General features: G+C 60.4%; 22 protein-coding genes and 1 pseudogene. 15 read left to right on the top strand and 8 right to left on the bottom strand.

Annotated features, from left to right (window positions below; all coding sequences use genetic code 11):
* Positions 1 to 99: 99 nt before the first annotated feature.
* The 6 genes from J3D54_RS19785 to J3D54_RS19760 form a co-directional block, all read right to left on the bottom strand.
* Complete coding sequence (locus J3D54_RS19785) at positions 100 to 2,001, bottom strand: acyl-CoA synthetase (protein WP_253421821.1); 1,902 nt, start codon at positions 1,999 to 2,001, stop codon at positions 100 to 102.
* Positions 2,001 to 2,957, bottom strand: a complete 957-nt coding sequence (locus J3D54_RS19780; RefSeq protein WP_253421818.1) for a fumarylacetoacetate hydrolase family protein — start codon at positions 2,955 to 2,957, stop codon at positions 2,001 to 2,003. Before J3D54_RS19780 ends, J3D54_RS19785 begins: the two co-directional genes overlap by 1 nt.
* 82 nt (positions 2,958 to 3,039) lie before the next feature.
* Positions 3,040 to 4,131, bottom strand: a complete 1,092-nt coding sequence (locus J3D54_RS19775; protein ID WP_253421815.1) for a VOC family protein — start codon at positions 4,129 to 4,131, stop codon at positions 3,040 to 3,042.
* A gap of 84 nt (positions 4,132 to 4,215) precedes the next feature.
* On the bottom strand, positions 4,216 to 4,830 hold the full coding sequence (locus J3D54_RS19770; RefSeq protein ID WP_253421812.1) for a TetR/AcrR family transcriptional regulator: 615 nt from the start codon (positions 4,828 to 4,830) through the stop codon (positions 4,216 to 4,218).
* A gap of 237 nt (positions 4,831 to 5,067) precedes the next feature.
* On the bottom strand, positions 5,068 to 5,712 hold the full coding sequence (locus J3D54_RS19765; RefSeq protein ID WP_253421810.1) for a TetR/AcrR family transcriptional regulator: 645 nt from the start codon (positions 5,710 to 5,712) through the stop codon (positions 5,068 to 5,070).
* 2 nt (positions 5,713 to 5,714) lie between these two features.
* Complete coding sequence (locus J3D54_RS19760; protein WP_253421807.1) at positions 5,715 to 7,373, bottom strand: bifunctional 3-(3-hydroxy-phenyl)propionate/3-hydroxycinnamic acid hydroxylase; 1,659 nt, start codon at positions 7,371 to 7,373, stop codon at positions 5,715 to 5,717.
* 232 nt (positions 7,374 to 7,605) lie between these two features.
* On the opposite strand from J3D54_RS19760, the gene J3D54_RS19755 reads away from it, so the two are divergent.
* The 5 genes from J3D54_RS19755 to J3D54_RS19735 all read left to right on the top strand — a co-directional run bounded on the left by J3D54_RS19755 (position 7,606) and on the right by J3D54_RS19735 (position 16,709).
* The gene (locus tag J3D54_RS19755) at positions 7,606 to 10,503 is read left to right on the top strand and encodes an AAA family ATPase (protein WP_253421804.1); all 2,898 of its coding nucleotides are present in this window, start codon (positions 7,606 to 7,608) and stop codon (positions 10,501 to 10,503) included.
* 133 nt (positions 10,504 to 10,636) lie between these two features.
* Positions 10,637 to 10,852, top strand: a complete 216-nt coding sequence (locus J3D54_RS19750; RefSeq protein WP_253421802.1) for a hypothetical protein — start codon at positions 10,637 to 10,639, stop codon at positions 10,850 to 10,852.
* A gap of 27 nt (positions 10,853 to 10,879) precedes the next feature.
* Entirely contained in the window at positions 10,880 to 12,475 is a 1,596-nt protein-coding gene (locus J3D54_RS19745; RefSeq protein ID WP_253421799.1) for an efflux transporter outer membrane subunit, read from the top strand.
* Positions 12,476 to 12,504: 29 nt separating this feature from the next.
* Entirely contained in the window at positions 12,505 to 13,617 is a 1,113-nt protein-coding gene (locus J3D54_RS19740) for an efflux RND transporter periplasmic adaptor subunit (protein WP_253421796.1), read from the top strand.
* Positions 13,614 to 16,709, top strand: a complete 3,096-nt coding sequence (locus J3D54_RS19735; protein WP_253421793.1) for an efflux RND transporter permease subunit — start codon at positions 13,614 to 13,616, stop codon at positions 16,707 to 16,709. Before J3D54_RS19740 ends, J3D54_RS19735 begins: the two co-directional genes overlap by 4 nt.
* A 109-nt stretch (positions 16,710 to 16,818) precedes the next feature.
* Here the strand turns inward: J3D54_RS19735 and J3D54_RS19730 are convergent, their stop codons facing one another.
* Positions 16,819 to 17,826, bottom strand: coding sequence for an aldo/keto reductase (locus J3D54_RS19730; RefSeq protein ID WP_253421790.1), 1,008 nt, complete (start codon positions 17,824 to 17,826; stop codon positions 16,819 to 16,821).
* A gap of 92 nt (positions 17,827 to 17,918) precedes the next feature.
* Between J3D54_RS19730 and J3D54_RS19725 the strand changes: the two genes are divergently transcribed.
* From J3D54_RS19725 to J3D54_RS19690, 8 genes and pseudogenes are all read left to right on the top strand, one after another.
* The gene (locus tag J3D54_RS19725; protein WP_253421787.1) at positions 17,919 to 18,818 is read left to right on the top strand and encodes a LysR family transcriptional regulator; all 900 of its coding nucleotides are present in this window, start codon (positions 17,919 to 17,921) and stop codon (positions 18,816 to 18,818) included.
* 58 nt (positions 18,819 to 18,876) lie between these two features.
* On the top strand, positions 18,877 to 19,197 hold the full coding sequence (locus tag J3D54_RS19720; protein ID WP_253421784.1) for an isochorismate lyase: 321 nt from the start codon (positions 18,877 to 18,879) through the stop codon (positions 19,195 to 19,197).
* A gap of 111 nt (positions 19,198 to 19,308) precedes the next feature.
* Entirely contained in the window at positions 19,309 to 19,809 is a 501-nt protein-coding gene (locus J3D54_RS19715) for a GNAT family N-acetyltransferase (RefSeq protein ID WP_253421782.1), read from the top strand.
* Positions 19,810 to 19,980: 171 nt separating this feature from the next.
* The gene (locus J3D54_RS19710) at positions 19,981 to 20,604 is read left to right on the top strand and encodes a DUF4157 domain-containing protein (protein ID WP_253421778.1); all 624 of its coding nucleotides are present in this window, start codon (positions 19,981 to 19,983) and stop codon (positions 20,602 to 20,604) included.
* A 310-nt stretch (positions 20,605 to 20,914) separates the two neighbouring features.
* On the top strand, positions 20,915 to 22,954 hold the full coding sequence (locus tag J3D54_RS19705) for a bifunctional DedA family/phosphatase PAP2 family protein (protein WP_253421775.1): 2,040 nt from the start codon (positions 20,915 to 20,917) through the stop codon (positions 22,952 to 22,954).
* Positions 22,955 to 23,022: 68 nt separating this feature from the next.
* A pseudogene (locus tag J3D54_RS19700) lies at positions 23,023 to 23,169 on the top strand (chromate resistance protein); the annotation flags it as partial.
* Positions 23,170 to 23,330: 161 nt separating this feature from the next.
* Positions 23,331 to 23,783 (top strand): chromate resistance protein ChrB domain-containing protein, encoded by a 453-nt coding sequence (locus J3D54_RS19695; protein ID WP_253421773.1) that lies wholly within the window; start codon positions 23,331 to 23,333, stop codon positions 23,781 to 23,783.
* Between the two features lie 131 nt (positions 23,784 to 23,914).
* A complete protein-coding gene (locus tag J3D54_RS19690; protein WP_253421772.1) occupies positions 23,915 to 24,955 on the top strand; it encodes a YncE family protein in 1,041 nt (346 codons plus the stop codon).
* Positions 24,956 to 25,085: 130 nt separating this feature from the next.
* Here J3D54_RS19690 and J3D54_RS19685 read toward each other — a convergent pair whose 3' ends face one another.
* Positions 25,086 to 25,430, bottom strand: coding sequence for a cupin domain-containing protein (locus J3D54_RS19685; protein ID WP_253421771.1), 345 nt, complete (start codon positions 25,428 to 25,430; stop codon positions 25,086 to 25,088).
* A 194-nt stretch (positions 25,431 to 25,624) separates the two neighbouring features.
* Between J3D54_RS19685 and J3D54_RS19680 the strand changes: the two genes are divergently transcribed.
* Both J3D54_RS19680 and J3D54_RS19675 read left to right on the top strand, forming a co-directional pair.
* Complete coding sequence (locus tag J3D54_RS19680) at positions 25,625 to 26,026, top strand: hypothetical protein (protein WP_253421770.1); 402 nt, start codon at positions 25,625 to 25,627, stop codon at positions 26,024 to 26,026.
* Between the two features lie 212 nt (positions 26,027 to 26,238).
* On the top strand, positions 26,239 to 26,520 hold the full coding sequence (locus J3D54_RS19675; RefSeq protein WP_253421768.1) for a DUF3303 domain-containing protein: 282 nt from the start codon (positions 26,239 to 26,241) through the stop codon (positions 26,518 to 26,520).
* Positions 26,521 to 26,582 lie beyond the last annotated feature (62 nt).

The following is a 26,582-nucleotide window of genomic DNA, read 5'->3' as shown; positions in this document are numbered from 1 at the left end:
CTTTTCAGCGCCGGTTGGAGTTGATCGAAGTTGTGTAAAAGACCCTGGCGGAACTGCGCCAGGGCATGACTGCTGGACTGACAGATGCGAATCAGGGACTCATTTAAGCCACTCGATCTGGAAGCTATAGTGGCCCAAGAGCGGCGCCAGGATTTCCTGGCCAACCCCGGCCCGGATGCAGGCGACCGGCCCACGACGAGTGTCCTGCACGACCTCAACAGCAACATCCGAAAGCCCCAGGCGCCCCGCTTCCTGCTGGACTACTCTGGCAATTTCCTGCTGCTGCAATGCGGGCTTGAATATCTTGCCCACGGCAGTCAGTGGCAAGGCTTCGAGGATTTCAATGCGCTTGGGAACGGCTGCCCGCTCACTGATATGGCGATGGGCGAACGCCTCCAGCTCTTCGGCATTGCAAACTTGCCCGGGTCGCAATTGAACGTAGGCCACCGGCACCTCGCCCGAGTAGACGTCGGGGCTGCCGATTGCCGCGGCCAAGGCGACGGCGGGATGCGCCTGCAGAACTTCTTCGATTTGCTTGGGATCGATGTTGTGGCCGCCGCGGATGATCAACTCCTTCTTGCGCCCGGTCAGCCAGAAGTAACCCTGCGCATCCTGGCGACCCAAATCACCTGTATTCAACCAGCGCTGACCGTCGATATCGATCCAGAGGCCCTGGTTATGACGCTCCTCCAGATAGCCATCGAAAAGATTCGGACCACTGATCGTGATGAGCCCGATCTCATCCACGTTGGCATCGCGCAGGTACTCACCCGCGTCATTGAGCAAGACCGCGCGCATATTCTGGTAGGCGATCCGTATCCCGATGGAGCCGATACGGCGCTCGCCATGGGGCGGATTGATTGAGGAAACGCAGGCGCCCTCGGTAAGACCGTAACCTTCAAGGATCTTTAGCCCGGTCCGGCGCTCGAATTCTCGGAGAAGCTCAGCCGGCATGGGGGCCGCGCCACACATTGCATAGCGAAGACTGGACAGGTCGCGACCCTGCCATTCATTTTGCAGAAGTGCGGCATAGACCGTTGGCACGCCGGAAAAGAAGTTGATACCGAAGTGCTCGACCATCTCCCAGAATCGCGGGATCACCCCCTCGCCACGATACCCTTGAGGCGTCCCGAGGATCACATGGTCGCCTTGAGTCCAAGGCATCAGACCAGTCACCATTTGTCCATTGACATGAAACAGCGGCAGGCCACAAAAGATAACCTGGCCACCACCGCGTGGCTGCATGTGAGCGGCCATGGCCCATGCATTGAATACTTCCGAGCCATGGGTTCGCGCGGCGATCTTGGGGAGCCCGGTGGTGCCGCCCGTACAGATGTAGGAGGAGCACTCATCCTCGCGGATTTGCCGACCGCTTTTCAGGTGTGTGTGCGGCTGACCATCCATCAACGATAGCCAATCGTGGATCGCGATTCCGCTGTGCAAGTCTCGCTCCTTCAGTGCCGCGGCTTTCAGAGCCCCGCGCACAGGTTCGGCGACATAGGGTTCCATGCTGACCCAAACGACAGACCTGACCGCAGGTAACTGATCCAGCTGTGAAGCCAGCTTGGACCACAGATCGCTACCCGGAGTCGGTGCGAGCGTCACCACCACGGAGGCCTTCGCGGCATTCAGCAAGCCAGCCATCTGCTTGGCTTCGAGCAGAGGATTGATCGCCATGACGATGCCTGCCGCCTCCCCACCCCATATCGTGAAATGGGTTTCCGGCAGGTTGGGCAGGATGAAAGCAAGCACCTCGCCCGGTTCTATGCCCAGGTCATGGAAGACATTCGCGGCGCGGGTGATGTCCGCGAAGAGCTGGGAGTAGTTCCATTTGTAGGTGCGCCTGAAATCGGCGGCATCGGCGAAGAAACTCAGCGCGGGCGCCTGAGGGGTGCGCCGGGCCGCCTGTCGCAGCGCTTCATAAGTGCTGGATGCCAGGCCACGCTCCGACAAGGGGATTTGCTCGAGACTTTCGATGTCGCTCAGGGTTTGTACGACCATCAGGCTTGCTCCACGACTCGGTTACGTTGCACACCGAGATCGATCACACCATCAGCGCTGCGAATGCGCGCCTCGACCACGTCACCTGGCTTGAGATACTGCGGCCGGCTTTCTTGCGCCTTGAGGAACAGCTTCCACTTGGTAGCTTCTGGCATCAGGGCCGCAATGCGCTGTTTGGCAGGCGAAGGAACTGTTAGCGCACAGCCGGCAGGCGTACCGGTGGCAATCAGGTCTCCAACGGCGAGGTCTTGCACGGCGGAGAGTTCGGTAAGGGTTTCAGCGGGGCCGTAAACCAGGTTGGCCGTGCTGTCGTTCTGTCGCACCTGGTCGTTGACCGTCAGACGCAGATGCAGTGCCTTGAGGTAAGGCATGCTCTTGGCATCCAGAAGGCAAAGGTACGGGCCGACCGGGCCAAAGGTGCGGAAGCTCTTGCCCTTGTAGAACTGCATCTGGGGAATCTGAATGTCACGCGCCGAGTAGTCATTGACGATGACGACGCCTGCGATGAACTCATGCAGATTGGCGTCGGTGACAGCAACAGCGCCAGTAATCGCGCGTTTCATCACCAGCCCCAGTTCGATCTCGTAGTCCAGGAAGCGCACGGAGCGCGGCTTGATCAGGTCGCTGTCCGCTGCCACCAGGCAACTGGTCGCCTTGGTGAAGATCATGTTGAATTTCTTCGCATCCGGGTCCATGCCCGACTCGATCATATGCTGACGATAATTGGCGCCCTGACAGACGAACTGCTGGTTACGGGTGATCGGCGACAGCAGCTTCACTTCGCCTTCATCCAGCTCCGTACCTTTCAGTTGAGCGAGATCGTCGATGCGGTTGTGGCGGATGAAATCACCGGTGGTTTCAAAAATACCGGGAACAACCGTGATACGGCCCTGGCGTAGCACGCCCCAGTGGATACCGTTCTGAAATTCAAAGCGAACTACGTGTACAGCAGACATCGAAGGCACTCCTGGAGCAGCGTTTGTCCCGCGCGCGGCAGCGCGAGATCTGTGATGTTGTTCTGTGGAAAGGCTGGCAGCTCTACCCGAACATCCGCATGAGTGTTACCAGCTTGCGAAGGGTCAAGTCCGGACTGCGGCGCAGGTTACGGATCAGCGCACGCAGCTTGCTCAAGCTCATCCTGGGTTTTGTAAAGCTCTTGGGCATGCGCTGCCCCCACTGCGCCATTGCCTCGGGGCTCACGGGATGAATACCCGTGGGCTGTGCGGCCGTGAACACATCCCCGTCGCAGTAATGCTCGTGTTTATCGCCCCAGGGGTCTTGCCAGTAATCGAAGATCTGACTACCCAGAATGTGTCGGCCGATTCCCCATGAGTGCTCCCAACCGCGTTCGCGCAGGACGCGCTGCCCCATTCCCACCGCATCGGCATCGACAACCTCATAGGCGCTATGGCTATAGGTGGCCATGAACCCTTGCGCTATCGCGAGCGTATGGTGAGCCGCGGGAACGTCACCGAGATCAAGGCGCATGAAAGCGACGATAGGCGTGCCATCGGGGAGTACCTGCACATCGCTGGGAATAAACCCGAAATGCTTCGTGTACCAGGCACAGGTCGCCTGGTAGTCAGCCACTTCGATGACGATGTGGCCGAGTCTGAGTACTTCAGGGGGAGCAATCGGCGGCCGCTGCGTAGCATTGATTCGCGGTTGCTCCTGCGCCAGATTCCAGGGAAGAGGCGCTCTGTGTACCAGCGTTTTACCTGGAGTCTGGTCGCAAACTGCTTCCACGATGAAACCGGAAGGATCGGTCAGTCTGACGTAATACCCGCCACCTGGATGTTCCGATTTTTCTACCGGTGAGGCGCCTGGGATGCGCGTCAGTTTTTGCAGATCCTTGAGCGACTGGACTGCCAGTGCGAACCCGACAAAACGTGCCTGTTCTGCACGATGGACTCGGTAACAGTACGCAGTGGGGGCGGTGGCGCGCAGATAAAGTGTATCGGCGTCCTGCTGACTGACCGTCAGGCCGAAGTCCGACAGGAACCGCGCCGCCTCGTTCAAGTCCGGCCTTTGAAAGATCAGGTGAGTCAGATCCTGGGCCTTCACCGTCGGCTGTGGATGCCGGGCGGGTTGTTGTGTCGGCAACCGGGGTATTTCATCTTTGTTGTTCATTGTTCTTGTTTTCCGGGTTTTTAGGGTAAAGCCGTCCCCGCACCCCTGAAAATCCAGAGGCGTTGAGTTGAATCGGCTTACGAACTAGTCGAGAGAAGGAAGTGTTGGCAGCTCTGTAGTCGCCAGCGCACGAGCCTCCTCTGGTGCCACACCCAATGCCCGCAGCACGAGCTCGGCCGTGTCAGAGCCAGACTCGCGCCACGTTCTGTGCCCTTCCAGCACCAGGAAAATCGAGCCCAAGACACTGCTCGATATCAGTGTCAGTACAGAGAGCAATTGCTCCTGCGCAAACGTGTAGCGTCCAGTGGAAAGTCCGCTCAGAAGATCGGTAGTTGCCTGGCTGCTGAACATTTCGCGCAACGAAGCATTGCTCATGGCGAATTTATGGATGAATGCCCCCCACAGGGAGTCTTCGTGAGCTCGACGAATGAAGAATCGAATGCCATTGGCAAGGCGCTGAGCCGGATCGGAGAGGGAATTGAAGCTCTTGTTGACGCGTTCATGCATCTCTCTTGCGAGATGGCTGGCGACCGCTTCGAACAGGCTTTCCATGTTGTCGATGTTGCTATAGATCGTTCCACGCGCCACACCTGCCTCTTGTGCAAGGTCGAGGATGTTCACCTGAGAGGTGCCCTTTTCAGCGAACAGGCGAAAGGCAGCTTGATGAATGCGGCGCTGTATCGGATTCAGGGTTTCCACGTTCTCTCTCCAAAATTACCTTATGACCCAATTGAACACGCGTGTTCATATTCAGTCAACAACGTTTTTTGAATCAAGAACGAAGCCATCCAACAAAACCCTTCTATGCCGCATAGAATCAGATACTCCGAGTAGTTTCTCGAAGTCTATGAAGGGATTTGGAGTTCTATTCGCCAACCACAATGAACACGAATGTTCAGATATCCAGCAAAAGCTAAGTCGAGGACGACATCAGGGCTAGGGTAGCGGCTTGCCGACGATTTTCCTGGCTTTGGCAGGTGTCACGCCCAGAGCCTTGAGAATCATCTCGGCGACCAACAGATCATGCTCTGCCGCCGCACGCCCCTCGACAACCGAACGCATGGCCCCGGTTGTGCACGACACGACCAGGTCCAGGGCGATCCCTTCGTCTTCGTAAGCGAAAGTGCCCGCGTGCAGCCCCTCACGCAGGTCGCCCAGCACATGAGCAGCCAGGCGCGAGCGCATGGTCTGATCGGAATGGATGATGCGCAGCAGCGCGTTGGCCCATTGATGATCATAGGCCGCCCGGCGTACGAACATGCGCACACCAATCGAAAGCCGTTGTGCACCGCAGTGCACGTCCGAACTCAGGGCGGAAATGGCATCAGAGAACTCGGTTGCCATGGCGATGCCAACCGCCTCCAGCACTTCGTCGCGTGTTCGAAAATAGTTGTAGATGGTGCCGTTGGAGACCGCCGCCTCCGCGGCGACCTCGAGCAGTGCAATCTCCCCCACCTCCTTGCGCGCGACAAGACGCAGCGCCGCATCCACCAGACCGCGACGGGTGCGTTCACGCTTCTTGTGGCCTCGAGTGAGAGGTTCTTGCTCGGTTGCTTCTGAAGGCAAAGTGGGGGAAGGCATCTTCACGCTCTTAATCGAGGGGGTTCGTTGATGGTAATGGAAACGCTATCGACAGTGGAATCGGCGCCAGTCATCAGGAGCAGGCAGTCTCGAACCAGGCTGCCTGCTTCTGCGCCGGGAGCGTGGTGCATGATGATCCGGTCAGGGCGAATCGCAACGAGGGTGCCTTTGGCAGCCCGCGGCAGGATGTCATGGTTCAGGTCTTCAACGAAGTCGCAACCGCTGCCGGAGCGTTGACCGCAGGATCCGATCTGCAAGAAGTGACCTCCCATCTTAATCCAGGAAAAGACCTCGGCAGCGGTCAGCAGTGACAATGGGTCGACGCCGAATCCAACCAGCGTCAGGTTGTGTCCAAGTGCATCATCGCTCAGCTGGACTTGCTGGTGCATGTCACGCACCCAGGCTTGAGGGAACAGACTGCCACGAACCAGCCTGTCGCCACGACGATGCTGCACGAACAGACCGTGCTTGAAGATGTTCTTCGGTTTGATGTCCAGTTGCTCAAAGTACTTTCTGGACGCCGGGGTCAACGCCAGCGTGCGCATCATGCCGTGGATGAAGAACGCTGCAATCTTGTTTCTCGGCATCACCAGACGACCCATGAGTTTCGCCAGATTGATCATCGCCTGGGCATGGGGGCGACGTTCTACATCATAGGTGGCGAGTATCGCAGGCGTGGCTTGACCTTGAAGGACCCAGGCCAGTTTCCAGGCAAGATTGGCGCCATCTCGAAGCCCCGCGACCAGGCCCTGCCCGACAAAGGGCGGCGTGATGTGGGCTGCATCCCCTGCGAGGAAGATGCGCCCCTTGCTGAATCTTTTGCAGCACCGCGCGTGGAATCGATACACCGCCTTGCGTTCGATTTCCAGCTCCTGCGGATTGACCCATGGCGCGATCAGCCGGGCGATGCTTTCCGGACTTTCCAGCTCTTCCCGGGATTCACCCGGGTGCAGCATGAACTCCCAGCGTTCCCTGCCGCCGGGAGCGGGCATGTGCGGTGTTGGGCGCTGTGGATCACAGATGAACTCAACGTGATCGATGGCTGACTGATGCCGGTTTCTGGCATCGACAATCAGCCAATCCTCTGCATAGGTTTGTCCTTCGAATTCCTGGCCAATCAAGCCCCTGACCCTGGAGCTTGCACCATCCGCACCTATCAGGTATCGGGCGCGAACGGAATGCACATGGCCATCCTGGTCCCGTATGGAGGCGACGACACCCTCCGACTCTTCGACCAGATTCTCAAGCTCGAATCCACCCAGGCTGGTCACTGACTTCAGCCGGGAGACCTGCTTGCGCATCGCGTGTTCGAGATCGGGTTGATAGAAGGTCACCAGTTTGGGATGGCCGTCGATACACCCCTCGGTATTGGCCCGACTGAATTGCCCGAGGACCGGAGAGTGCATCTTCACCTCAGGGATAACGATCTTCTCGAAAGCGTCTTCCGACAGTCCGGCGAGTTGCAGGATGCGGAGCGCCTCGTTGTCCAAAGCAATGGCGCGGGGCATCAGTACGACCTCATGGGTCTTGTCCAATACCAGCGTCTTTACACCATAGCGGCCGAGCAGCGCCGCGATTGTCGCCCCTACCGGACCGTTACCGACGACCAGCACATCGACATCGGTGGGAGGCAATTCGGAACCTTTCTTGTTGTTGTTCATCTCGAGCCCTTGTTGTGATTGAAGTCGTGAGACACGCAGGTCCCATCGTCAGGCAAGGTGAAGGTATGTAAAATTGAAACATATTTCAATATTGAAATTACCGTCATTAATTTTCCGACACCAGTTTCCGACCGACGAGGCTTGGCTTCCGAGCCGATCAGCGTTGTTATTGGAGTGACCACGAGCCACGCCTCACGGCGCATAACTCTGTTTCAGCTTTCAGGAATCCAACGTGGCACGTCCGCAGTCCCATCCGAACCCGGTCCAGCTCTGTTTCGTCGAGTTTGAGCTCGACGAAGCCAACGCCTGCCTGTCACGTAATGGAGAAGCCGTGGCTTTGGCGCCAACGCCCTTCATGCTGCTTTGCGCACTTGCACGCCAGCCGGGATCGCTGGTGACCAAGGATGCTTTGCTTGATGAAGTGTGGGGGCATCGGTTTGTCAGCGATTCGGTGTTGAAGACAGCCATCAGCGATCTGCGCAAGGTGCTGGGCGACGACCCCAGGCAGCCCCGCTTCATCGAGACGGTGTCGCGGCGCGGCTATCGGTTCATCGCCGGGCCGTCCCCTGCCCCTTCGATACCGTCTGCATCCACGACCGTGCCGGCGGTCGTCGCCTATCCGTCGCCGCCATTCATTGGTCGCACCGACAAACGCTCAAAACTGCAGCAGGCATGGGAGCGGGCTTGCGGCGGGCAACGGGCGGTGGTCTGGCTTGCCGGAGAACCGGGGATTGGCAAAACCACGTTGATCGAGCATTTCCTCGCCAGCCTTGGCAGCATCGCCTGCGCACGCGGCCACTGCGTGGAGCACTACGGCACCGGCGAACCGTACCTGCCAGTGCTGGAGGCGTTGGCCGATCTGTGCCGCAGCGACCCTGCCCTGCCGGCACTGCTGCGCACCGTGGCGCCGACCTGGCTGCTGCAACTGCCGTGGCTGAGCACAGCGCAAGAGCGAGACGCGCTGCGGCGAGAGCTTGCGGGCATCGGTCCGGATCGCATGCTGCGGGAAATGGGCGAACTGCTGGACCGCTACACGGAGCAGCGACCGCTGTTGCTGGTGACCGAAGACCTGCACTGGAGCGATCGGGCGACGGTCCAGCTCATCGACTATGTGGCGCGCAGACGTGGCCGCGCGCGGCTTATGTGGTTGTCGAGCTTCCGCGTCGCCGAAGTGGTAGCGCTCGACCATCCGTTCAACTCGTTGCGCCACGAACTGCGTCAACAACGTCTGTGCGAGGAAGTGGTGCTCGATCCGTTCTCGGAAACCGAAGTCGCTGACTATGTCGCGCTGCGTTCGGCGTCGCTGGCGCGTGATGAAGCCTTCGTGCGTGCCCTGCACGAGCGCACCGACGGCGTGCCGCTGTTCGTGTCGTCAGTCATCAGTGAAGTGATGGACCCTGCGGACGACGACGCCACCATCGAAGCCCGGCTGACGGGAATGGCAGTTCCCGAAAACCTTGCGGCCATCATTGATCACTACATCACCAAGCTCGGGCCAGAGCAGCGTGCGCTGCTCTCGGCGGCAGCGGTATGCGGAGTCGAATTTCGTGTCGAGACGGTTTCGCTGGCCCTCGAACGCGACCTCGCTTCTGCGGTCCACGCCTGTGAGGAACTGGTGCGCGAGCAGGTGTGGCTCACGCGGTCGCGGGCCCCCGAACCTGATGAGATGGCGGAGCTACCCTACTCGTTCCGGCATGCCCTCTTCCGCCAGGTACTGTACGACCGCACGCCGCGCTCATTGCGCACTCACCTTCATCACCAGGTTGGCGCTGCGCTTGAACACGAGCGCATCGCCGGCGTGCCAGTTGCTGCCTCGGCATTGGCGACGCACTTCGACCGGGCCCGGCAGCCGATGATCGCGCTGCGCTACTACGCCGAGGCCGCGGAAGCCGCGCTGCTGCACTTCAGCCCGGCCTTGTGCATCGGCCTCACCGAGCGGGCGCAGGTTCTGCTGCGGCAAGCACCGGAAGGGATAGAGCGCGATACGCTCGAAATTACCTTGGCGACGCTGCAGGGCGTATCGGCTTTCCATACGCTCGGTGTCGGCAACGAAGCCAGGAACGCATTCGAACGCGCGTACACACTGCTAACTGAGATCCCCGAGCATCCGATGCGCGGTCGCCTGCTGCACGGCTTCGGCTATCTGCTCGGTCTGCGCGGCGACTACACGCTGGCGCTGGCGGTAGCAGAACGCGCCGAAGCCCTCTCGTGCGAGGCGAACGACCCGGCGCTCATGCTGGTGGCGTGCATCGTTCAGGGCGAGGTGCATCATCTCCAGGGGCGCACGCAGGCGACCCGCCATTGGCTAGAGCGCGCCCTCGCAATCGCCGAGCCGCTGGACATCGGGGCGAATGAGATTTTCGCGGCCGATCCTCAGGTCATGCTGCACGGAATGTTGGCCATAGAACTCGTGCGTTCCGGTCTGGTTGAGCAAGGCCGGGACCACATCCAGCGGGCACGGACCCGCGCGCAGGCGCTTCGCCAGCCCATGACCTGGCTGGTCGCCACCTGGCAGGAGGTGTTGATCGAGGTGCGGATGGGCAACTCTGTGCGTGTGGCAGCGCTGGCTGACGACATGCAGACGCTGGTCGACGAGTATTCACTCGCACTGGGGCGCACGGCTTGCCGCTGGTGGCGTGGCTGGGCCGACGCGCGCAATGGCACGCCGCGCGATGGCTACCGCAACATCCGCGAGGCCTACAACGAACACACCGGACTCGGCATGCGCTCCGGTGCCAGCGAGGTGCTCGGCTACGCCGCCGAGGCGCTGCTGCTGGCGGGTGATTTCGACGCGGCGCAAGCCGAACTACAGGAAGCACTACGGGTGGGGGAAGAACTGGGCGAGCGCGTGTACCTGCCGCAACTGTTGCTGCTGGAGGCAGCGATTGCGCGGATGCAGGGCCGGCTCGATGCCGGCAGCACCGCAGCGCGGCGCGCGATTGAGGAGGCGCGCGCCCAGGCCGCACCGTGGCTGGAGTTGCTGGCGCTGGTCGAGCTGTGCGGGCACCACGACGCTGCAACCGAGGACCGCCAGGCCCTGGCGGCGCTGGTTGATCAATTGCCTGAAACCGAGGGAACCGAACTGGCGAGACGTGCGCACTCGTTGCTTCAGGCTACAAGGCCCGTTTGAAGAGTTAAAGGCGCAAAACCTGTGGGACTGCGGTGTTCATGTCTGTCCCGACCGAAGTCCGACCTTTCGCTTACGACTCGACCAGGGGGGACAGCCTACGCTGTCGGCGAACTTTCTGATCCCCTGGTCTGCAATGAGCCTGAATCCTGAATCCAAATACCCGAACCGTCGCTCGTATGTCGTGAAGCTGCGTAGCGATGCCATGCCCGGGGCTCTCGTGGGCCGCCTCGAAAACCTGGTCACCGGGCGTCAAAGCAAGTTTTCGTCCGCCGAAGCGTTGCTGGAGTCGATTGACTCGGACCTCGCGTCAGCGGCCGGCGAGCACGCGTCAGACACCGACGGCGAGTGACGCCCCCAACCTGAATGAGCGCTCGATATGGCGACCGAATGGCGACGCTTCGCTGACGACTTCGCGCACACCGGGCCCTACGCTGATGCCACCTCGAATCTACACGAGTCCAATGCGATGCCGCGACTTCCAGTTTCCTTTCCACTGCCCCTCCACACCGGTCGGCCGACCTTGCAACGGGCCGGGCTCGCCGTTGTTGCGGCCGCCCTTGCCACTTCGATCGCCCTCGCCCTGGGCGGTTGCTCCACGCCGGTCGTCAAGCCGTCGGTCGAACTGCCGAGCAACTTCGCCGCGAGCACGGCCTCCGAGATGGAACCCGAGGCGGCATGGTGGGAGGTCTACCATGACCCGGTGCTGACGGATCTGGTGCGCCGAGCAGCGCGCGAGAACCGCGACGTCAAGATGGCCGCCGAGCGTCTGCGCGCCGCGCGCGCCGGCGAAACAGTCAGCCGTTCCTGGTTGCTCCCGAGCGTCGGCGCATCCGCCTCTGGCAGTGATCGCAGCACCGGCTACAACTCGGCCACGAAACAGGGTTATCCGGATACCAAGACCACCAGTGTGGGTCTGGACGTCTCCTGGGAACTCGACCTGAGCGGGCGCTTGCGCGCCGGCGCAGCGGCGGCCAATGCCGATGCGCTGGCCGCGGAGGACAGCATGCGCGGTGTACGTCTGCTGGTGATGAGCGACGTCGTCAGCAATTACTTCACACTGATCGGCGCGCAGCGCCAGGTCGCGACCCTGCGCGCCATCTCGGCGATGCAGGACGAGACGCTACGTCTGGTCACCGCGCGCCAGCAGGTGGGGCTGGCATCCGCCTTCGACGTCGAGCGCGCGCAGACCGACGCCTTGTCGGCACGGGCACAGATTCCGCCGCTGGAAACGCTGACGGAGGTATCGCGCCATCGCATCGCGGTGCTGATCGCCGACCAGTCCTTCAATACCGCGAACATCCAGTCCTCCAATAGCGATGTGGTGGTGCCCGAGGCCAAGCCGGGCCAGCCCGCCGCGCTGCTGCAACGTCGACCTGATGTGCTGGCGCTGATGGCGCAACTCGACGCAGCCAATGCGCGCCGCCAACAGGCCGCGGCCGAGTGGTTTCCGCGGCTCTTCCTCGACGCGTCCTTCGGTCGCCAGGGCCTGAACCTGAACGGCGCAAATCTCGGCGCTGCGCGCTTCACCAACGTGGCGGGCTTGCTGGCGATGCCGATCTTCAACGCCGGGCGTACGCAAGCGATCAACGACGCTGCCGAAAGTGCTCAACAAGAGGCGCTGCTGCGCGCCGAAGACGGCATCGTACGGGCGCTCGAGGATGTGGAGAACGCCCTCGTCACGCTGACGCAGGAGCGTCGCCGCTCCGGGTCGCTGCAATTGGCCGCCGCGTCCGCGGAGTCTGCGCAGAACCGCGCCCAGTCGCTCTATAACCGCGGGCAGATCGACCTGTTGCCGCTGCTGGATTCGCAGCGGGCGCGCCTGGCGGCACGCTTGAACGCCAACGAAAGCAGCACCCGACTGCTGCTCGATAGCGTGCAGCTCTACAAGGCACTGGGCGGGGGCTGGCAGGTGTTCGAACAACCTGCCCCCTCCACTGCAGCCACCAAAGCCGACCGGCCACCACTTTCCTGAGAACTGCCGTTTTTTAAAGAGGAACCGCCTTGAAAACCTCCCTTACTGCCGCCGGCGCCCTGGCCGTAGCCGTCATGCTTTGCGCCTGTAGCCCGGAACAACCCACCGTTCAGGCGCCACGCCCGGTACGCACCGCGGCAATCAACTACGACAATGCCCGCGACATCAGTCGTTACGTGGGCACCGTACAGTCGCGGCACGAAGTCGATCAGGCCTTCCGCGTGGGCGGCAAGGTCGCCCAGCGCAAGGTCGACGTCGGCCAGTTTGTGCGCGAAGGCGACATCCTGGCTGTGCTGGATGACAGCGACTACCGCCTCGCTGAAGACGCGTCGCGACAACAATGGACGGTTGCCGTCGAGCAGACACGCCAAGCCGATTCGGACCGCCAGCGCCTGACCGCGCTGAAGGCTGACGGCTCGGTCAGTGCGGCCGATGACGAGCGCGCGCAGACCAACGCCCAAACCGCGCATGCGACCGCCGAGGCCGAGGCACGTAAGCTCGAGCTCGCGCGTAACCGGCTCAAGTACACCGTGTTGCGCGCCTCGCGTAGCGGTGTCGTCACGTCTGTGCGCTTTGAGGCTGGACAGGTCGTGGCCGAAGGCCAACCGGTGGTCTCGGTTGCGAATCCGGATGAGTCAGAGATCGTCATCGATGTGCCCGAGGATCAGCTGTCGGTTTTCAAGGAGGCGCGTTTCAAGGCTTCGCTGGCCAGTGCGCCGAACGAAGTCTTCGATGTCACGCTGCGCGAGCTGTCGCCGCAGGCTGCGGCGCAGACGCGCACCTATCGCGCACGGCTTAAGCCGGTGCAGGCGCTGCCGCTGGGCGCCACTGCCACGGTAACGGCCGAGCGCATGATGACCGGTGTCTCCGTGGCGGCGGTACCGGCCACGGCACTGACGCAAAGCGGCGGCCAGCCGGCGCTGTGGGTGGTCACGCCCGCGGGCAAGGGTCCGGCAGGCATCGTCGAACTGGTGCAGGTGGCGGTGTGGGGCTATCGCAATGACGACGTGCTCGTCTCCGGGCCGCAGGCCGGCGCTTTGGTCGTCACCGCCGGGGTGCAGAAGATGTCATCCGGGCTGAAAGTCGCGCTTCCCGGCGCGGCGATTGTTGACGCGAACACCACGCAGCAGGCCGCCCGATGAACAACTTCAACCTCACCGACTGGGCGCTGCGTCACCGCGCCATCGTCCTGTTCATGCTCATCCTCGTCGCGGTGGCCGGTGCCTTCAGCTTCACCCGGCTCGGCCAGCTCGAAGATCCGAATTTTTCCGTGCCCTCCATGACCACCATGGTCATCTGGCCGGGCGCTACCGCCCAGCAGATGCAGGACCAGGTCCTCAACCGCATGGAGAAGAAATTCGAGCAGATCGACAACTTCGAGAAGGTGGTCACCTACGCGCGGCAAGGCTACGCGGGCATGACGCTCACCGTGCGCGGCGGCACCTCCAAGGCTGACCAGCGCGAGGCCTGGTACCAGGCGCGTAAAAAACTCAACGACCTGAGCCTCGAGCTGCCTGACGGCGTGATCGGGCCGATCGTAAACGACGAGTACGGCGACGTGTATGGCCTGATGTACGCCGTCAAGGGCGACGGCGTCGGCCACGCCGACCTGTCGGACGCAGCCGAAGACATCAAGCGCCAGATGCTGAAGGTGCCGATGGTCAAGAAGATCGACCTCATCGGCAAGCAGGCCAAGCGTGTCTACGTCGAGTTCTCGCACGAGCGCCTGGCAGCGCTGGGCATTACACCGCTGGCCATCGCCGAAAGCCTCAAAAGCCAGAACGCCCTGTTGCCCGCAGGCCAGATCGACACCCACGGCGACCGCGTGATGGTACGCGTGAGCGGCCAATTCGCCAGCGAAGAGGCTATCCGCAACGTGCCCATCAGCGCGGGCGGCCGGCTGATCAAACTCGGCGACATTGCGACCGTTACCCGTGGCTTCGAGGATCCGCCCACCTACACGGTGCGCCACAACGGCCAGCCAGTGCTGATGCTCGGCATCACGATGACCAGCGACGGCAACATCGTGGACCTTGGCAAGGCGATGAATACGGCAGTCGCCAAAATCCAGTCGGAACTTCCACACGGCGTGGAGCTGGAGCTCGTGGCCGACCAGCCCACCACGGTGAAGGACGCCATCCTGGACTTCGGTCATGCGCTGGCCGAGGCGCTGATCATCGTGATCGCGGTGAGCCTGGCCAGCCTGGGCTGGCGCGCCGGCCTCGTGGTCGCGACCACGGTGCCGCTGGTGCTGGGCGGCGTGGCGCTGGTGATGCTGGCGATGGGCTGGAACCTCGAACGCATCTCGCTCGGCTCGCTGATTATCGCGTTGGGGCTGCTGGTGGATGACGCCATTATCGCCATCGAGATGATGGTGGCGAAGATGGAAACCGGCATGGACCGCTTGAAGGCGGCTGCCTTCTCCTATCAGTCCACCGCCATGCCGCGCCTGACCGGCGCGCTGATCACCGTCGTGGGCTTCCTGCCGATTGGCCTCTCGAAGTCCACTACCGGCGAGTACGCAGGTGGCATTTTCTGGATCGTCGGTGCCGCGGTGCTGTTCTCGTGGATCTGCTCCGGCATCTTCACACCGTATTTGGCGGTCAAGATGCTGCCCAACGACTTGGGCAAGCACCAGCATGGTGATCTGTACGACACGAAGTTCTACCGTACCCTGCGCCGCCTGATCGACGCCGCTATCGAGCACCGCTGGGTGGTCATCGGTGCGACGTTTGGCGCCCTGGTGCTTGCGCTGGCTTGTATCAAGCTAGTGCCGCAGCAGTTCTTCCCCAACAGTTCGCGTCCTGAACTGGTCATTGACCTGCGCGTCAAGGAAGGCTCCTCGTTCGCCGCGACAACCGAGCAGGTCAAGCACATGGAAGAGATCCTGGCGAAGGATGAGGACGTGCGTTTCTATACCGCCTACACCGGCGCCGGCGCACCGCGCTTCTATCTCTCGCTCAACCCCGAGCTGCCGAATCCCGGATTTGCCCAGTTCGTTGTGATGACCAAGGACCTGGATGCACGCGAGCGAGTACGTGCGCGGCTGGTGACCTCGGCCGACCAACAATTCCCCCAGGCATGGGTGCGGGTGACCCGGCTCGAATTGGGGCCGCCTGTCGGCTACCCGGTGCAGTTCCGCGTCGTAGGCCCCGATACCCAGGTGGTGCGCCGGATCGCGCGCGACGTGGAGAAGGTGGTCGGGTCCAACCCGAAGGTGCGCGACCTCCAGCTCGACTGGAACGACCCGGTGCGCACGCTGAAAGTGCAGCTTGATCAAGACAAGGCGAGCGCGCTGGGCCTCACGCCGGCCGACGTGTCGCTGGCGACCCAGACCGTGATGAACGGCGCAACCCTGTCGCAATTGCGTGAGCACGAGGACCTGATCGACATCGTGGCCCGTGCCGTGCCTGAGGAGCGCTTGAGCCTCGACACACTCAAAAACATCAACCTCTACACCCGCCAGGGCACGGTGGTGCCACTGTCGCAAGTCGCACAGGTGCACTCTGAGCTGGAAGAGCCGGTGCTGTGGCGCCGCAACCGAGACATGGCGATCACGGTGCGTGCCGACGTGAAGGATGGCGAGCAAGGTGTATCGGTGACGCAGCAGATCCAGCCGTTGCTCAAGGAGATCGAAGCGAAACTGCCGTCGGGCTACCGCATCGACGTGGGCGGCGCGGTGGAGGAAAGCGACAAGGCCAACAAGGCGCTGCTGGCGGTGGCCCCGCTGATGATGATCAGCATCCTGCTGCTGCTTATGCTGCAACTGCAGAACTTCTCTCGCATGTGGATGGTGGTGCTGACCGCACCGCTGGGCCTGATCGGTGTGGTGCCGGCGCTGCTGGTGTTCCAGTCGCCGCTGGGCTTCGTCGCGATCCTGGGCATCATTGCACTGGGTGGGATGATCATGCGCAACTCGGTCATCCTGATCGACCAGGTGCAAACCGAGATCGCCGAAGGACGCGACCCGTGGAATGCCGTGCTGGATGCCGCCATTCACCGGACCCGTCCGGTGATGCTGACGGCGCTGGCCACCGTGCTTGCAATGATCCCGCTAACGCGCAGTGTGTTCTGGGGGCCGATGGCAATTGCGATCATGGGCGGCCTTACCGTGGCGACACTACTGACGATCTTCTTCGTCCCGGCGTTGTACGCCGCATGGTTCAAGGTGGGTCGCCAGACGGTTGCTGACACTCAACAGGTACGGGGAGATACCGCGCTCGCTGCTGAGTGATGAGTGCCCCGGTGGGTAGCATTGCGATCTTGATCGACCGCTCTACTACCCATCGAACGCCTGCATTCAATTCAATAGAAGAACTGAACACTCACCTCTGCCATTAGTGTCAGGCGGCACCAGGCACATTCGTGCCCATGCCCGCCGGCAGGAACGGTCGAATTTCGTCGATTTCCGCAGCGCTAAGGCGCAACTCCAAAGCCGCAATCAGCCCGTCTACTTGTGCGCGATGGCGGGCTCCGACAATGGCGCCTGTCACTACCGGTTGGCGAAGCACCCAGGCGATGGCGACCGCAGCGGCGCCCACCCCATGCCTTTCTCCAATGCGTGCCATGACGTCAACCAATGCCAGGTTCGCACTCAAACGGGGCTCCTGGAAATCAGCACTTCGGGCCTTGCGCCAATCGTCTTCGGGCAGTTGCGAGATGCGTTCGCGCGTCATGCTGCCGGAAAGCAGCCCTGATTGAAGCGTGGAATAGGCAAGGACACCCATCCCGGCCTGTTCGCAGAATGGCAGAACGTCCTTCTCGATGTCCCGCATCAAGGCCGAGTACGGCGGCTGGAGCGAAACGATCTCTGTCACTGCCTGCGCTCGCTTGAGTTGAGCGACATCGAAATTCGATACACCGATAGCGCGAATCTTTCCTTGATCGCGTGCGGCTGCCAACGCCGAAAGCGCCATTTCAATCCCTTCACTGCTGGCGTCGGCAGGAAAAGCAGGCCAGTGGATCTGATAAAGATCGATCGTCTCGACTTGAAGCCGGTGCAAGCTTGCGTCGATCTCGGCGAGCAAGGATTGAGGGGCCAGTGAATGCGAAATTTTCTTCGTGACCGGGTCCCAGACCAAACTGCCTTTGGTGAACACCAAAGGACGCCGTGAGGCCGGCACCCGCCGCAGCAATTGCCCCACTAATTGCTCTGCATGGCCCAAACCATAAACTGCAGCGGTATCAATCCAGTTCACGCCGCGCTCGACGGCATATTCAAGTGCATCCAGGCTGTCCTTGTCATCCTGTGCTCCCCAGCTGTACTCCCAGCCGGTGCCGGCGATTGCCCATGTCCCCAGGCCAATAGGCGAAATCAGAAAATCCGATGATCCAAGACGATTCTTTTGCATAGCGACCTCTCCACTAATGATGGAGGAAGTATCCGGCAGAGGTCTCGTGACGATAAGATGAGTAATCGTATTTGAACTACTGAACGATATTCATGAGTTATCACCCCGACCTCTCTGAACTCGATGCCTTTGCCGCCGTCGCTCGCCATCGCAGCTTTCGCAAGGCCGCCGACGAGCGTGGCGTTTCGGCTTCCGCGTTGAGTCACGCAATGCGAGCCTTGGAAGCACGTTTGGGCATCCGACTGCTGAACCGAACCACGCGTAGCGTGACCCCGACCGAGGCCGGCCAGCAGCTATTGGCGACGCTGGTTCCATCCCTGCTCCAGGTTAACGATGCATTGGCGCAATTGACCTCGATGCAGGAAGTGCCCGCTGGCAAACTTCGCCTCAACGTGGCGCGTCCAGCGGCTCGCATCGTGTTTGCGAAAGTGCTCGCGCCCTTCGTGGCCAGGTATCCACGTATTCAGTTGGACCTGATCACCGATGATGGATTGACTGATATCGTGAATGAGGGGTTTGACGCTGGAGTCCGCTTTGGTGAAAGCCTGGCCGGTGACATGATCGCGGTCCCGATCGGCGCCCCTCAATCGTTCGTGACCGTTGCTGCGGATGCTTATCTGGCCGCGAAGGGAACCGCGCACGTCCCCCGCGACTTGCTCGACCATGCGTGCATTGCCAGGCGTTTTCCCAGTGGCAAACTTTACGCCTGGGAGTATCAAGCCGATGGTCAACCGATACGGTTATCCGTCACCGGCCCGCTGATTCTGGAAGACGATGCGCTGATGATCCAGGCAGCGAAAGATGGCGCTGGTATTGCCTATGTCTACGAGGAGCTGGTGCGCGACGATCTCCGGAACGGGCATCTCAGAGAAATACTCCAAGAGTGGAAAGCACCGCCCAGCCGGTTCTTTCTTTACTACTCAAGCCGGCGCCATGTGCCACCCGCCTTGAAAGCACTCATCGAATTTATCAGAGCCCGCGAGGCTGCGTAGCCGTCGTAAAATCAAAACTTGAAGCCCACGATTTTTTTCAACAAACGGAGTCACCTACATGGAAGTCATCAATCAATTGCAGCCCGCAGAGTGTGCAGGCATGGAAGATATCCGGCGCGAAATCGATGCCTTGGATCAAGCCGTTATCAAGCTGTTGGGCAAGCGTTTTCACTACGTGTTGGCCGCCTCGAAGTTCAAAACCTCGGAGACTTCGGTGCGCGCTCCGGAGCGTTTCAAGGCCATGCTGGCGACACGACGCGAGTGGGCCGAAGCCGAGGGCCTGAGCCCGGATGCCATCGAGAAGATGTACAGCGACCTGGTCAACCACTTCATTGCCGAAGAGATGAAACACTGGGTGGCTCATCAAGCCGAAGCCTGACGCAAGTGTCCTGACTGTCCGCCACCATGACAGGCTGCGATCGGCCTAGGGCGGACAGTTGTTCCACTGCTCCATTATCCAAGTAGTTTTACCCGCAAGGAGAGCGCCCTTATGAAGCCCGTCAGAATTCGTACCCTGCAATGTACTGATGCTGAGGCGTTGCTGACGTTCGAGCTGGACAACCGCGAATGGTTCGAGCGCCACATTGACGCGCGCGATTCTGCTTTTTACTCGGCGCAGGGCGTCACCGAGCACATTGCAGCTTATTTAGCTGAGTTTGCCGCCGGAACCTGGCACCCATTCATCATCGAAGATAACGGTGGAAACATAGTGGGCCGCGCGAACCTCAAAGGCATCGACATGTCCGAGCGGTCAGCAGAGGTCGGCTATCGGATTGCCCAAAGCGCTTGCGGACAGGGACTGGCAACACTGGCGGTGAGGCATCTGATCCAGGAGGCGCAGTTGCATTGGAACCTTAAACAGCTGGTTGCCAGCGTATACGCTGGAAATATCGGCTCGGCAAAAGTGCTCGAACGGTGCGGCTTCTTGATCGAACATGCGTCTCGGCAAGAAGGGACAGAGCGCGACTATCGGCTTGGTCTTTCGATTTAGCTGATTGTCTGCGCCAAGTGCCGGGTGATGCGCCGAACTGGCGCTTGAATGCGCGACTGCGGGCTCTGGAGCAACAAACGGTGGCCGCAGCGGTCGAACGCGTCGTTGAACACCGGGTGCGAGATGCCAAGAGCATCACCTGCCGACCGCCACTACCTCGGGGAGACCCCATTGTCAGTTGTCTTTTTGCGTCAAGTTTTCCGGTTATCGGTACTGCTCTTTTCCGTTGGCACTTCGTTTTCTGTTTACGCCTGCCCAGCAGGGCAGTACGAAGCCTGCGTGGTCACTTGTTTTTGTGCTCCAGGCTCCAAAGAGGAAATGGGGCCGATCTTTGAAAGCATGAACCAAATGGCTTCCACTGGATTACAGAGTTGGATTGTGCAATCGCGCAACACCGCGGCAACGGGCGATATTCGGACAATCCCGCTGAATATCCGCGCCCAACTCGAACCCTACTATGACATTCAAGTGCTTGATTCCGCTCGCTACAAGGTAGGCGATGATGTGGAACTGAACGCCGCAAACACCATGCTGCAGAATCCCGATGTCACTGCAGTCACCCTGATAGACATCATCGTCTTTCGCAGTCCCGATGATGCACTTAACAATGTCGCGCTGTGGGCGCATGAATTGAAGCACGTGCAGCAGTACCAGCAATGGGGGGTTCGGGAGTTTTCCACTCGCTATACCCGTGATTACACAGCCGTCGAGGCACCTGCGTACGAGATTCAAGCCAAGGTAGCCAGAGCGCTAAGAGCCAGCGTGGCCCAGTCAGAACCTCCTCGACATCCTTGAGTTAAAACGGCCAGGCAATCCTGCCGTCTGCAGGCATGACTGAAGCGCACATCCACCCGTTCATGATCGCGTCCGAAACACTGGTTGCCCGGACGGGTATTTCAGTCACGGCCGCTTGATCGCGAAGGCAATCGCTCGCCATCACAGCCTCCGAGAGTCTCGACGCTGGACCAAAAAGCAGCCGGTGGGCGAAGCGATAGTTAATGAGTAGCTATGCTTAGTCTGTTGTGCAAACTGATTGTGCAGACGGGAATTACAGACACCCGTGTCGATCGCCGCCCCACTGCTACTCCATAGGCAGCCGCGAAATATGACGTCCTTGGTCTCATCGATCATCGAGTTCCTCACGGCGCACCCGCATATCGCGTATCTGGCCGTGTTTCTCCTGGCGCTTTCCGAGTCAATCCCGATCATCGGTGTCGTCGTTCCCGGCACCGCCGTGATCATTGCGCTCAGCACCCTGGTGCCGAGCGGCGTGTTATTGCTCTGGCCGTTGCTGATCGCCGCCACGTCAGGCGCCATTGCGGGTGATGGTCTTTCGTTCTGGCTCGGGCACCGATACCATCGCGAGATTCTTGGCCTCTGGCCACTGAACCGGCATCCTGAACTGATTCAGCGCAGCGAAGCCTTTTTCAACCGTCATCGCGATAAAAGTATCTTTTTCGCGCGCTTCACGCCGGGCGTCCGCGCCTTCGTTCCGCTCCTCGCCGGCACGCTGGGAATGGCGGTCAGTCGGTTCTATGCCGTCAATGTCGTGTCGGCGCTCGCCTGGGCTCCGTCGCATATCCTGCCCGGTGTGCTCGTCGGCGCGACGTTCAGCGTTCTCGGTGCAGCGGCAAAGCCGCTCGCGATCCTGCTGGTCATTCTAGTCGCGGCGGGCTGGGTGGTCCTGCATATCGTGCGCTGGACGCTGCGTCGCGGCATACCCTGCCTCATCGCAGGAGTGGAGCGGTTGCGGAGCTGGGCCGGCACCCACGACACCTGGCTAAGCCGCAGTCTCACTCACTTCCTCGATCCTTCACGGCCCGAAGCACGGGCTCTCGCACTGTCGACGGTCCTGCTCATCGGTGCCGCATGGCTTTTCTTCGGTGTCCTTGAGGACGTCATCAACGGTGACCCGTTGCTGCTCGCCGATAGCGCGATATACCGCGCGCTCCAGGATCTTCGCACTGCACCAGGCAATGCGGTGATGATCGCCATCACAGAACTCGGCGACACCAAGGTCGTGCTGGCGGTCACGATTGTTGTCTTGCTGTGGCTCATGTGGAAACGCGCCTGGCGTACCGCTGCCTATTGGCTGATTGCAATCGCCGGCGCTTCGGCGCTCAACATTGCCATCAAAGTAGCGTTGTATCGAACTCGCCCCGCAGAACTTCTCTATTCCGGGTGGAGTGCCTTTTCCTTCCCCAGCGGCCATAGCACGATCAATGTCGTGCTATACGGTTTCCTCGCCTTCCTTATCGCGCGTGATACCCACCCGGCACGGCGCCTCGTGGTCGCTCTTGGCGCCGCCACCCTGATATTTCTGATTGCATTCTCGCGCCTCTACCTCGGGGCGCATTGGCTTTCCGACGTGCTCGGGGGGCTGGCATTCGGATCCGCGTGGCTGGCACTACTCAGCCTCTTCTACCTGCGGCGGCAGGCCGAGCACATTGGCTCAGCGGGGCTGCTCGCCCTCGGATGTGTGACACTTCTCCTCGCCGGCGGCTTCAATATCTATCGTAACCATACGACGGACAGCAGTCGCTATGCCGTCAAGGTGGGGACGTTGACCATGGCTGCCACCGATTGGTGGACGTCGGATTGGCAGCAGCTGCCGGTGCGGCGTATCGACCTCACTGGCGAGACGAATGAGCCACTGACGTTTCAATGGGCCGGTGGCCTGCCGGATCTGCGAGAGGTCCTGCAGCGCAACGGATGGCGCACCTCAGCGGCATGGACACTGTTGAATACGCTGAACTGGTTTACCGTCCAGGCTGACCCTGCCGATCTTCCGGTCATCCCTCTTTTCGCCAGTGGTCGCCTTCCCGGTCTGACCCTCGTTCGACCGTATAACGATGGTGGATCTGCCGGTTCACGCCTGGTGCTTCGATTGTGGGTCGTCGATATCGAGCTCACAAACGGGCGAACAATACCGCTGTGGATGGGCTCGGTTGTCGAGGAACGTTTCTATCACCCCCTCTCTCTCGTCACGTTGACGTCAACACAACCCGATGCGAATACACCGTGCAGAATGCTAGCGGCCGTTCTTGACGGTGGGCGGCTCGTTTCCCGGACCGAAGGAACGGCAGATGCGGATTGGGATGGGCAGGTTCTGTTAGCTCGCACGGTGAAAAACAGAAATGAATGACCGTTCAGGGTCGTTTGCCGCCCTACTTCTGAAGGAGCGCTTCCCCATGGCCTGAATCAGGACTAAAGCGTAAAGCCTACGATCAGCTGACCAACATCGATTACTTTTCAGGCAAGCCGAAGCAGCAGATCGACTTGGCGTTGCAGGAGCTTGAGACAGCGGTCAGCAGAGCGCTCTCTGCGGACGAGCCACATAGTCGCAACCGGCCAATCACAGTTCCGCTTCAAGCGCGGTGTGATTCAGGTACTGACGGCCTGCGCACTCGTTGGTTTGGCTGTGCACCTGCTGCGCTAGAGCGCGCAACGATCAACTATTCCCTGGCGGGCACCGGGCCTGCCAGATCACCCAGCCTACTGAATTAGGCAGGAGGTGTTCCATGAGGTGGATTACCCGTGAACGACCCAAGATCGACCGCATCGCCTGTCCCTGGCTGATCACTCATTTTATCGATCCCCAGGCCGAGTTCTTGTACGTGCCCAGCAGAGAGGTTCTGCAGATTGCCGCCGAGAAAGATGCAACGTCTTATGACATTCCGGGTGTTGAGCTTTCCCACGTAGGTGAGCTGTGCAGCTTTGATGCGTTCCTGAACAAGTACCAACTCAATGATCCTGCCTTGCAGCAGTTGGCCAAAATCGTGCGCGGAGCAGATACCTCCCGCCTGGATCTGACACCGCAATCGGCCGGGCTCTATGCGATTTCGCTGGGACTATCGCAGCGTTATGCCGATGACCACGAAATGCTGGCACATGGTTTGATCATGTATGACGCCCTCTATGCCTGGTGCAAGAAGTGTCAGGGCGAGTCGCATAATTGGCCTCCGCAGATGTGAGAGGCGTCCACACGGAGGTCCAGCCCGGAACTGGGCTCATGAGCAGTGAAACACTGCACATTCTGATCTGCGCATTGTTGAGACTTGGGCGAGGCGGTTGAACCCGCCTTGTCCGAGCAGGAGAAGGCCTCATGAACATACGAGACAATCGACGTTTCGCTCTGCCAGTCTTCGCGATTCTGTTGAGTGTGCTAGCCGTTATGGGCTTCGCAAGCTTTCGCTACTGTCAGGCCGCCGACGAGCTGCCGATTAACGACTTGCCACTGAAGCACGTCGCCGACATTCCATTGCCCGGTGGCGCCACTCGGCTCGACTACGAGAGCTACGATCCAGAGCGCAACCTGATGTTCATTGCACATCTTGGTGACGGTGAAATTATCGCCTTTGACATGCGTGAGTCCCGCGTTGTCGGGCGCATTGCGAACGTCTCGTCGGTACACGGTGTGCTCGTTATTCCTGAGTTGTCACGTGTCTACGCTTCAGCGACGGGTACGAACGAAATCGTTGCAATAGACGAAGCGACCCTGGCAATTGTCAGTCGCATACCAGGCGGCATCTATCCAGACGGCATGGCTTATGCGCCTGACCTTCACAAGCTTTACGTATCGAACGAAAACGGCGAGACCGAAACGGTGATCGACGTGAACACGAACTCTCGTGTTGCGACGATTCCACTGGGAGGTGAAGTCGGCAATACACAATATGACCCGATATCACGACACATCTTCGTCAATATCCAGACTCGTCGGCAACTTATCGAGATCGATCCCGCGACCGACCACATCGTGGCGCGCATTGATCTGCCGGGGGCACGTGGCAACCATGGCCTGTTGATCAATCCGCGTGACCGGCTTGCCTTTATCGCGTGCGAAGGTAATGACAAGCTCCTCGTACTGGACATGCACACCCTGCGGGTTACCCAGGAATTCGATACTGGGGGAGCCCCCGATGTGCTTGCGTTCGATCCAGTGCTGAACACACTTTATGTCGCTGGAGAGGCCGGCATTGTGTCGATGTTCCACGTCAAGGGGGCAGTGGTCACGAAAATCGGCAATGGCAGCGTGGGCCCACGCGCGCATGTCGTGGCCGTGGATGCCGCGACACACCGCTCGTATTTTCCGCTCAAGGATATCGACGGGCACCCGGTACTACGGATTATGGAGCCCCGGTAGCGCATTGAATCGACTCGAGCTTCGTCGACAATCCCAAACCATGGAGCAAGGCTGACTTTTTCAACAGAATCGGTCATTTGCCGCCCTTCGGGCCGCAATCGGCCGACCGCGTTAGATGTCGGACCTGGACTTACTCTTGCCTGACAATATCGACCGAGATCTCCACCGCCGCAATCGTGCCTCTGTTCTCAAGCCAGTGCGTGGTGTTCCTGTCTTCGGGCCAACCCACACCCGGCCCATAATCCGTGGCGACGCCATTTCGATGGTCAGTGATTGTTCCTTGCAGTATGTAGACGGTGCCGGGTCTGTCTTTATGGTTGTGAAGCGGCCCGAAAACGCCTCCAGGCTCGATCGTCACCATACGCATTCTAAGTTGGCGCCCTGCCATGCCTTCGATCTCGGGGCCAAGGTCAACCGTTGCAAGTAACTTCACCGCTACACCTTGCGTTTCGGGTGCCACCTGTTCGTTGCTCATCGTGCTCTCCCTCTGTACATACAGGGCCTGACTAGAAGTAAAGACCCTAAGAGCAGACAGAGGTATAAATCCGCCCGGCGACACACTAAACGCTGTGTCAACAGGAGGCATGTTGCATCGACGGGACACATCGCGTTCAACGCCACAACAACCCCATGGGCAAACCCGATCATAGCGCTCTATGATTGAACCCCATGACGACCTCTCTCTCGATCCGCCAACCCTGCCCTCCAGGTGCCTGCATCTGCGAGCGTGAGCAGCTGTTGGAAACGCCCGGCACGGATCTGCGCATCCTGAGCCTGACCCAGTCGGAAGAGAAACGCCTGATCGAACGCCTGGAGAACCTCCAGAGCCTGAGCGACCTGGAACGTCTGCAACGGCGAATGTATGAGCAGTTGGGCCTGCGCGTGGAGATTGCTCCAGGCTTCAATGAAGTGCGCACCATGCGTGGCATCAACATCACCCTCGGCGAACTGCCGGGCCTGTGCCGCAAAACCCGTCAGTCGATCCCGGCGGCCATTCGCCGAGGGCTGGAGAAGCACCCGGAAGTTGCCTACGAGCTGCTCAATGCCAACGACTTGTTGCGTGATACCTGATGGCTTGCACCGTTATCCCGATACGTTCATCCGAATGCCCTGAAACAGGATCAGCGGTCGTACGCGCGATACGGTCTGCTGCTATGCCTTCTCATGGGAGAACAGGTTTCAGGCCAGCCAGGACGACGCTGGAAACTCAGGCGTGACCGTGGCCCCGGCGCCAGCCAGGAACGCGAAGATACACGGTGCCAGTCCGTAGCAGGAGGTGGCAGATGTTATTCATCGTCCGTTGGTCCATCAGTCCGCAACAACGTAACAGCGCGATCGAACGTTTTCTCAAGACCGGTGGCGCCCCACCCGCAGGCGTCAGCATGCTGGGACGCTGGCATGCCGTCGGCGGCTCCAGCGGTGTGGGCATTGCCGAGGCCAGTGATCCGGTGGCGATTCAGAAGTGGGTGCTGGAATGGAGCGACCTCATGAACATGGAAGTCCACGCCGCATTGACCGATGAACAGGTGGCACCGCTGCTCGCTGCCGCAGTCGGCAAGCAATAGTTATTTAAGAGCTTGCCCCCCTGTGGGAGCGAGCAGGCTCGCTCCCACAGGGGGCGCACCTC

The organism is Pseudomonas sp. GGS8 (genome assembly GCF_024168645.1).
Taxonomy (GTDB): domain Bacteria; phylum Pseudomonadota; class Gammaproteobacteria; order Pseudomonadales; family Pseudomonadaceae; genus Aquipseudomonas.
The sequence above is the reverse complement of the archived record's forward strand: the minus strand, read 5'-3'. Positions and strand labels throughout refer to the sequence as shown.

What these genes read in the sequence shown, in the direction of transcription:
- J3D54_RS19765 (WP_253421810.1), bottom strand. Translation starts at nt 5,712, where the DNA reads ATGCCTTCCCCCACTTTGCCTTCAGAAGCAACCGAGCAAGAACCTCTC.
- J3D54_RS19725 (WP_253421787.1), top strand. Translation starts at nt 17,919, where the DNA reads ATGAGTTATCACCCCGACCTCTCTGAACTCGATGCCTTTGCCGCCGTC.
- J3D54_RS19715 (WP_253421782.1), top strand. Translation starts at nt 19,309, where the DNA reads ATGAAGCCCGTCAGAATTCGTACCCTGCAATGTACTGATGCTGAGGCG.
- J3D54_RS19705 (WP_253421775.1), top strand. Translation starts at nt 20,915, where the DNA reads ATGACGTCCTTGGTCTCATCGATCATCGAGTTCCTCACGGCGCACCCG.
- J3D54_RS19745 (WP_253421799.1), top strand. Translation starts at nt 10,880, where the DNA reads ATGGCGACCGAATGGCGACGCTTCGCTGACGACTTCGCGCACACCGGG.
- J3D54_RS19750 (WP_253421802.1), top strand. Translation starts at nt 10,637, where the DNA reads ATGAGCCTGAATCCTGAATCCAAATACCCGAACCGTCGCTCGTATGTC.
- J3D54_RS19730 (WP_253421790.1), bottom strand. Translation starts at nt 17,826, where the DNA reads ATGCAAAAGAATCGTCTTGGATCATCGGATTTTCTGATTTCGCCTATT.
- J3D54_RS19775 (WP_253421815.1), bottom strand. Translation starts at nt 4,131, where the DNA reads ATGAACAACAAAGATGAAATACCCCGGTTGCCGACACAACAACCCGCC.
- J3D54_RS19780 (WP_253421818.1), bottom strand. Translation starts at nt 2,957, where the DNA reads ATGTCTGCTGTACACGTAGTTCGCTTTGAATTTCAGAACGGTATCCAC.
- J3D54_RS19675 (WP_253421768.1), top strand. Translation starts at nt 26,239, where the DNA reads ATGTTATTCATCGTCCGTTGGTCCATCAGTCCGCAACAACGTAACAGC.
- J3D54_RS19680 (WP_253421770.1), top strand. Translation starts at nt 25,625, where the DNA reads ATGACGACCTCTCTCTCGATCCGCCAACCCTGCCCTCCAGGTGCCTGC.
- J3D54_RS19760 (WP_253421807.1), bottom strand. Translation starts at nt 7,373, where the DNA reads ATGAACAACAACAAGAAAGGTTCCGAATTGCCTCCCACCGATGTCGAT.
- J3D54_RS19690 (WP_253421772.1), top strand. Translation starts at nt 23,915, where the DNA reads ATGAACATACGAGACAATCGACGTTTCGCTCTGCCAGTCTTCGCGATT.
- J3D54_RS19685 (WP_253421771.1), bottom strand. Translation starts at nt 25,430, where the DNA reads ATGAGCAACGAACAGGTGGCACCCGAAACGCAAGGTGTAGCGGTGAAG.
- J3D54_RS19720 (WP_253421784.1), top strand. Translation starts at nt 18,877, where the DNA reads ATGGAAGTCATCAATCAATTGCAGCCCGCAGAGTGTGCAGGCATGGAA.
- J3D54_RS19785 (WP_253421821.1), bottom strand. Translation starts at nt 2,001, where the DNA reads ATGGTCGTACAAACCCTGAGCGACATCGAAAGTCTCGAGCAAATCCCC.
- J3D54_RS19695 (WP_253421773.1), top strand. Translation starts at nt 23,331, where the DNA reads ATGAGGTGGATTACCCGTGAACGACCCAAGATCGACCGCATCGCCTGT.
- J3D54_RS19735 (WP_253421793.1), top strand. Translation starts at nt 13,614, where the DNA reads ATGAACAACTTCAACCTCACCGACTGGGCGCTGCGTCACCGCGCCATC.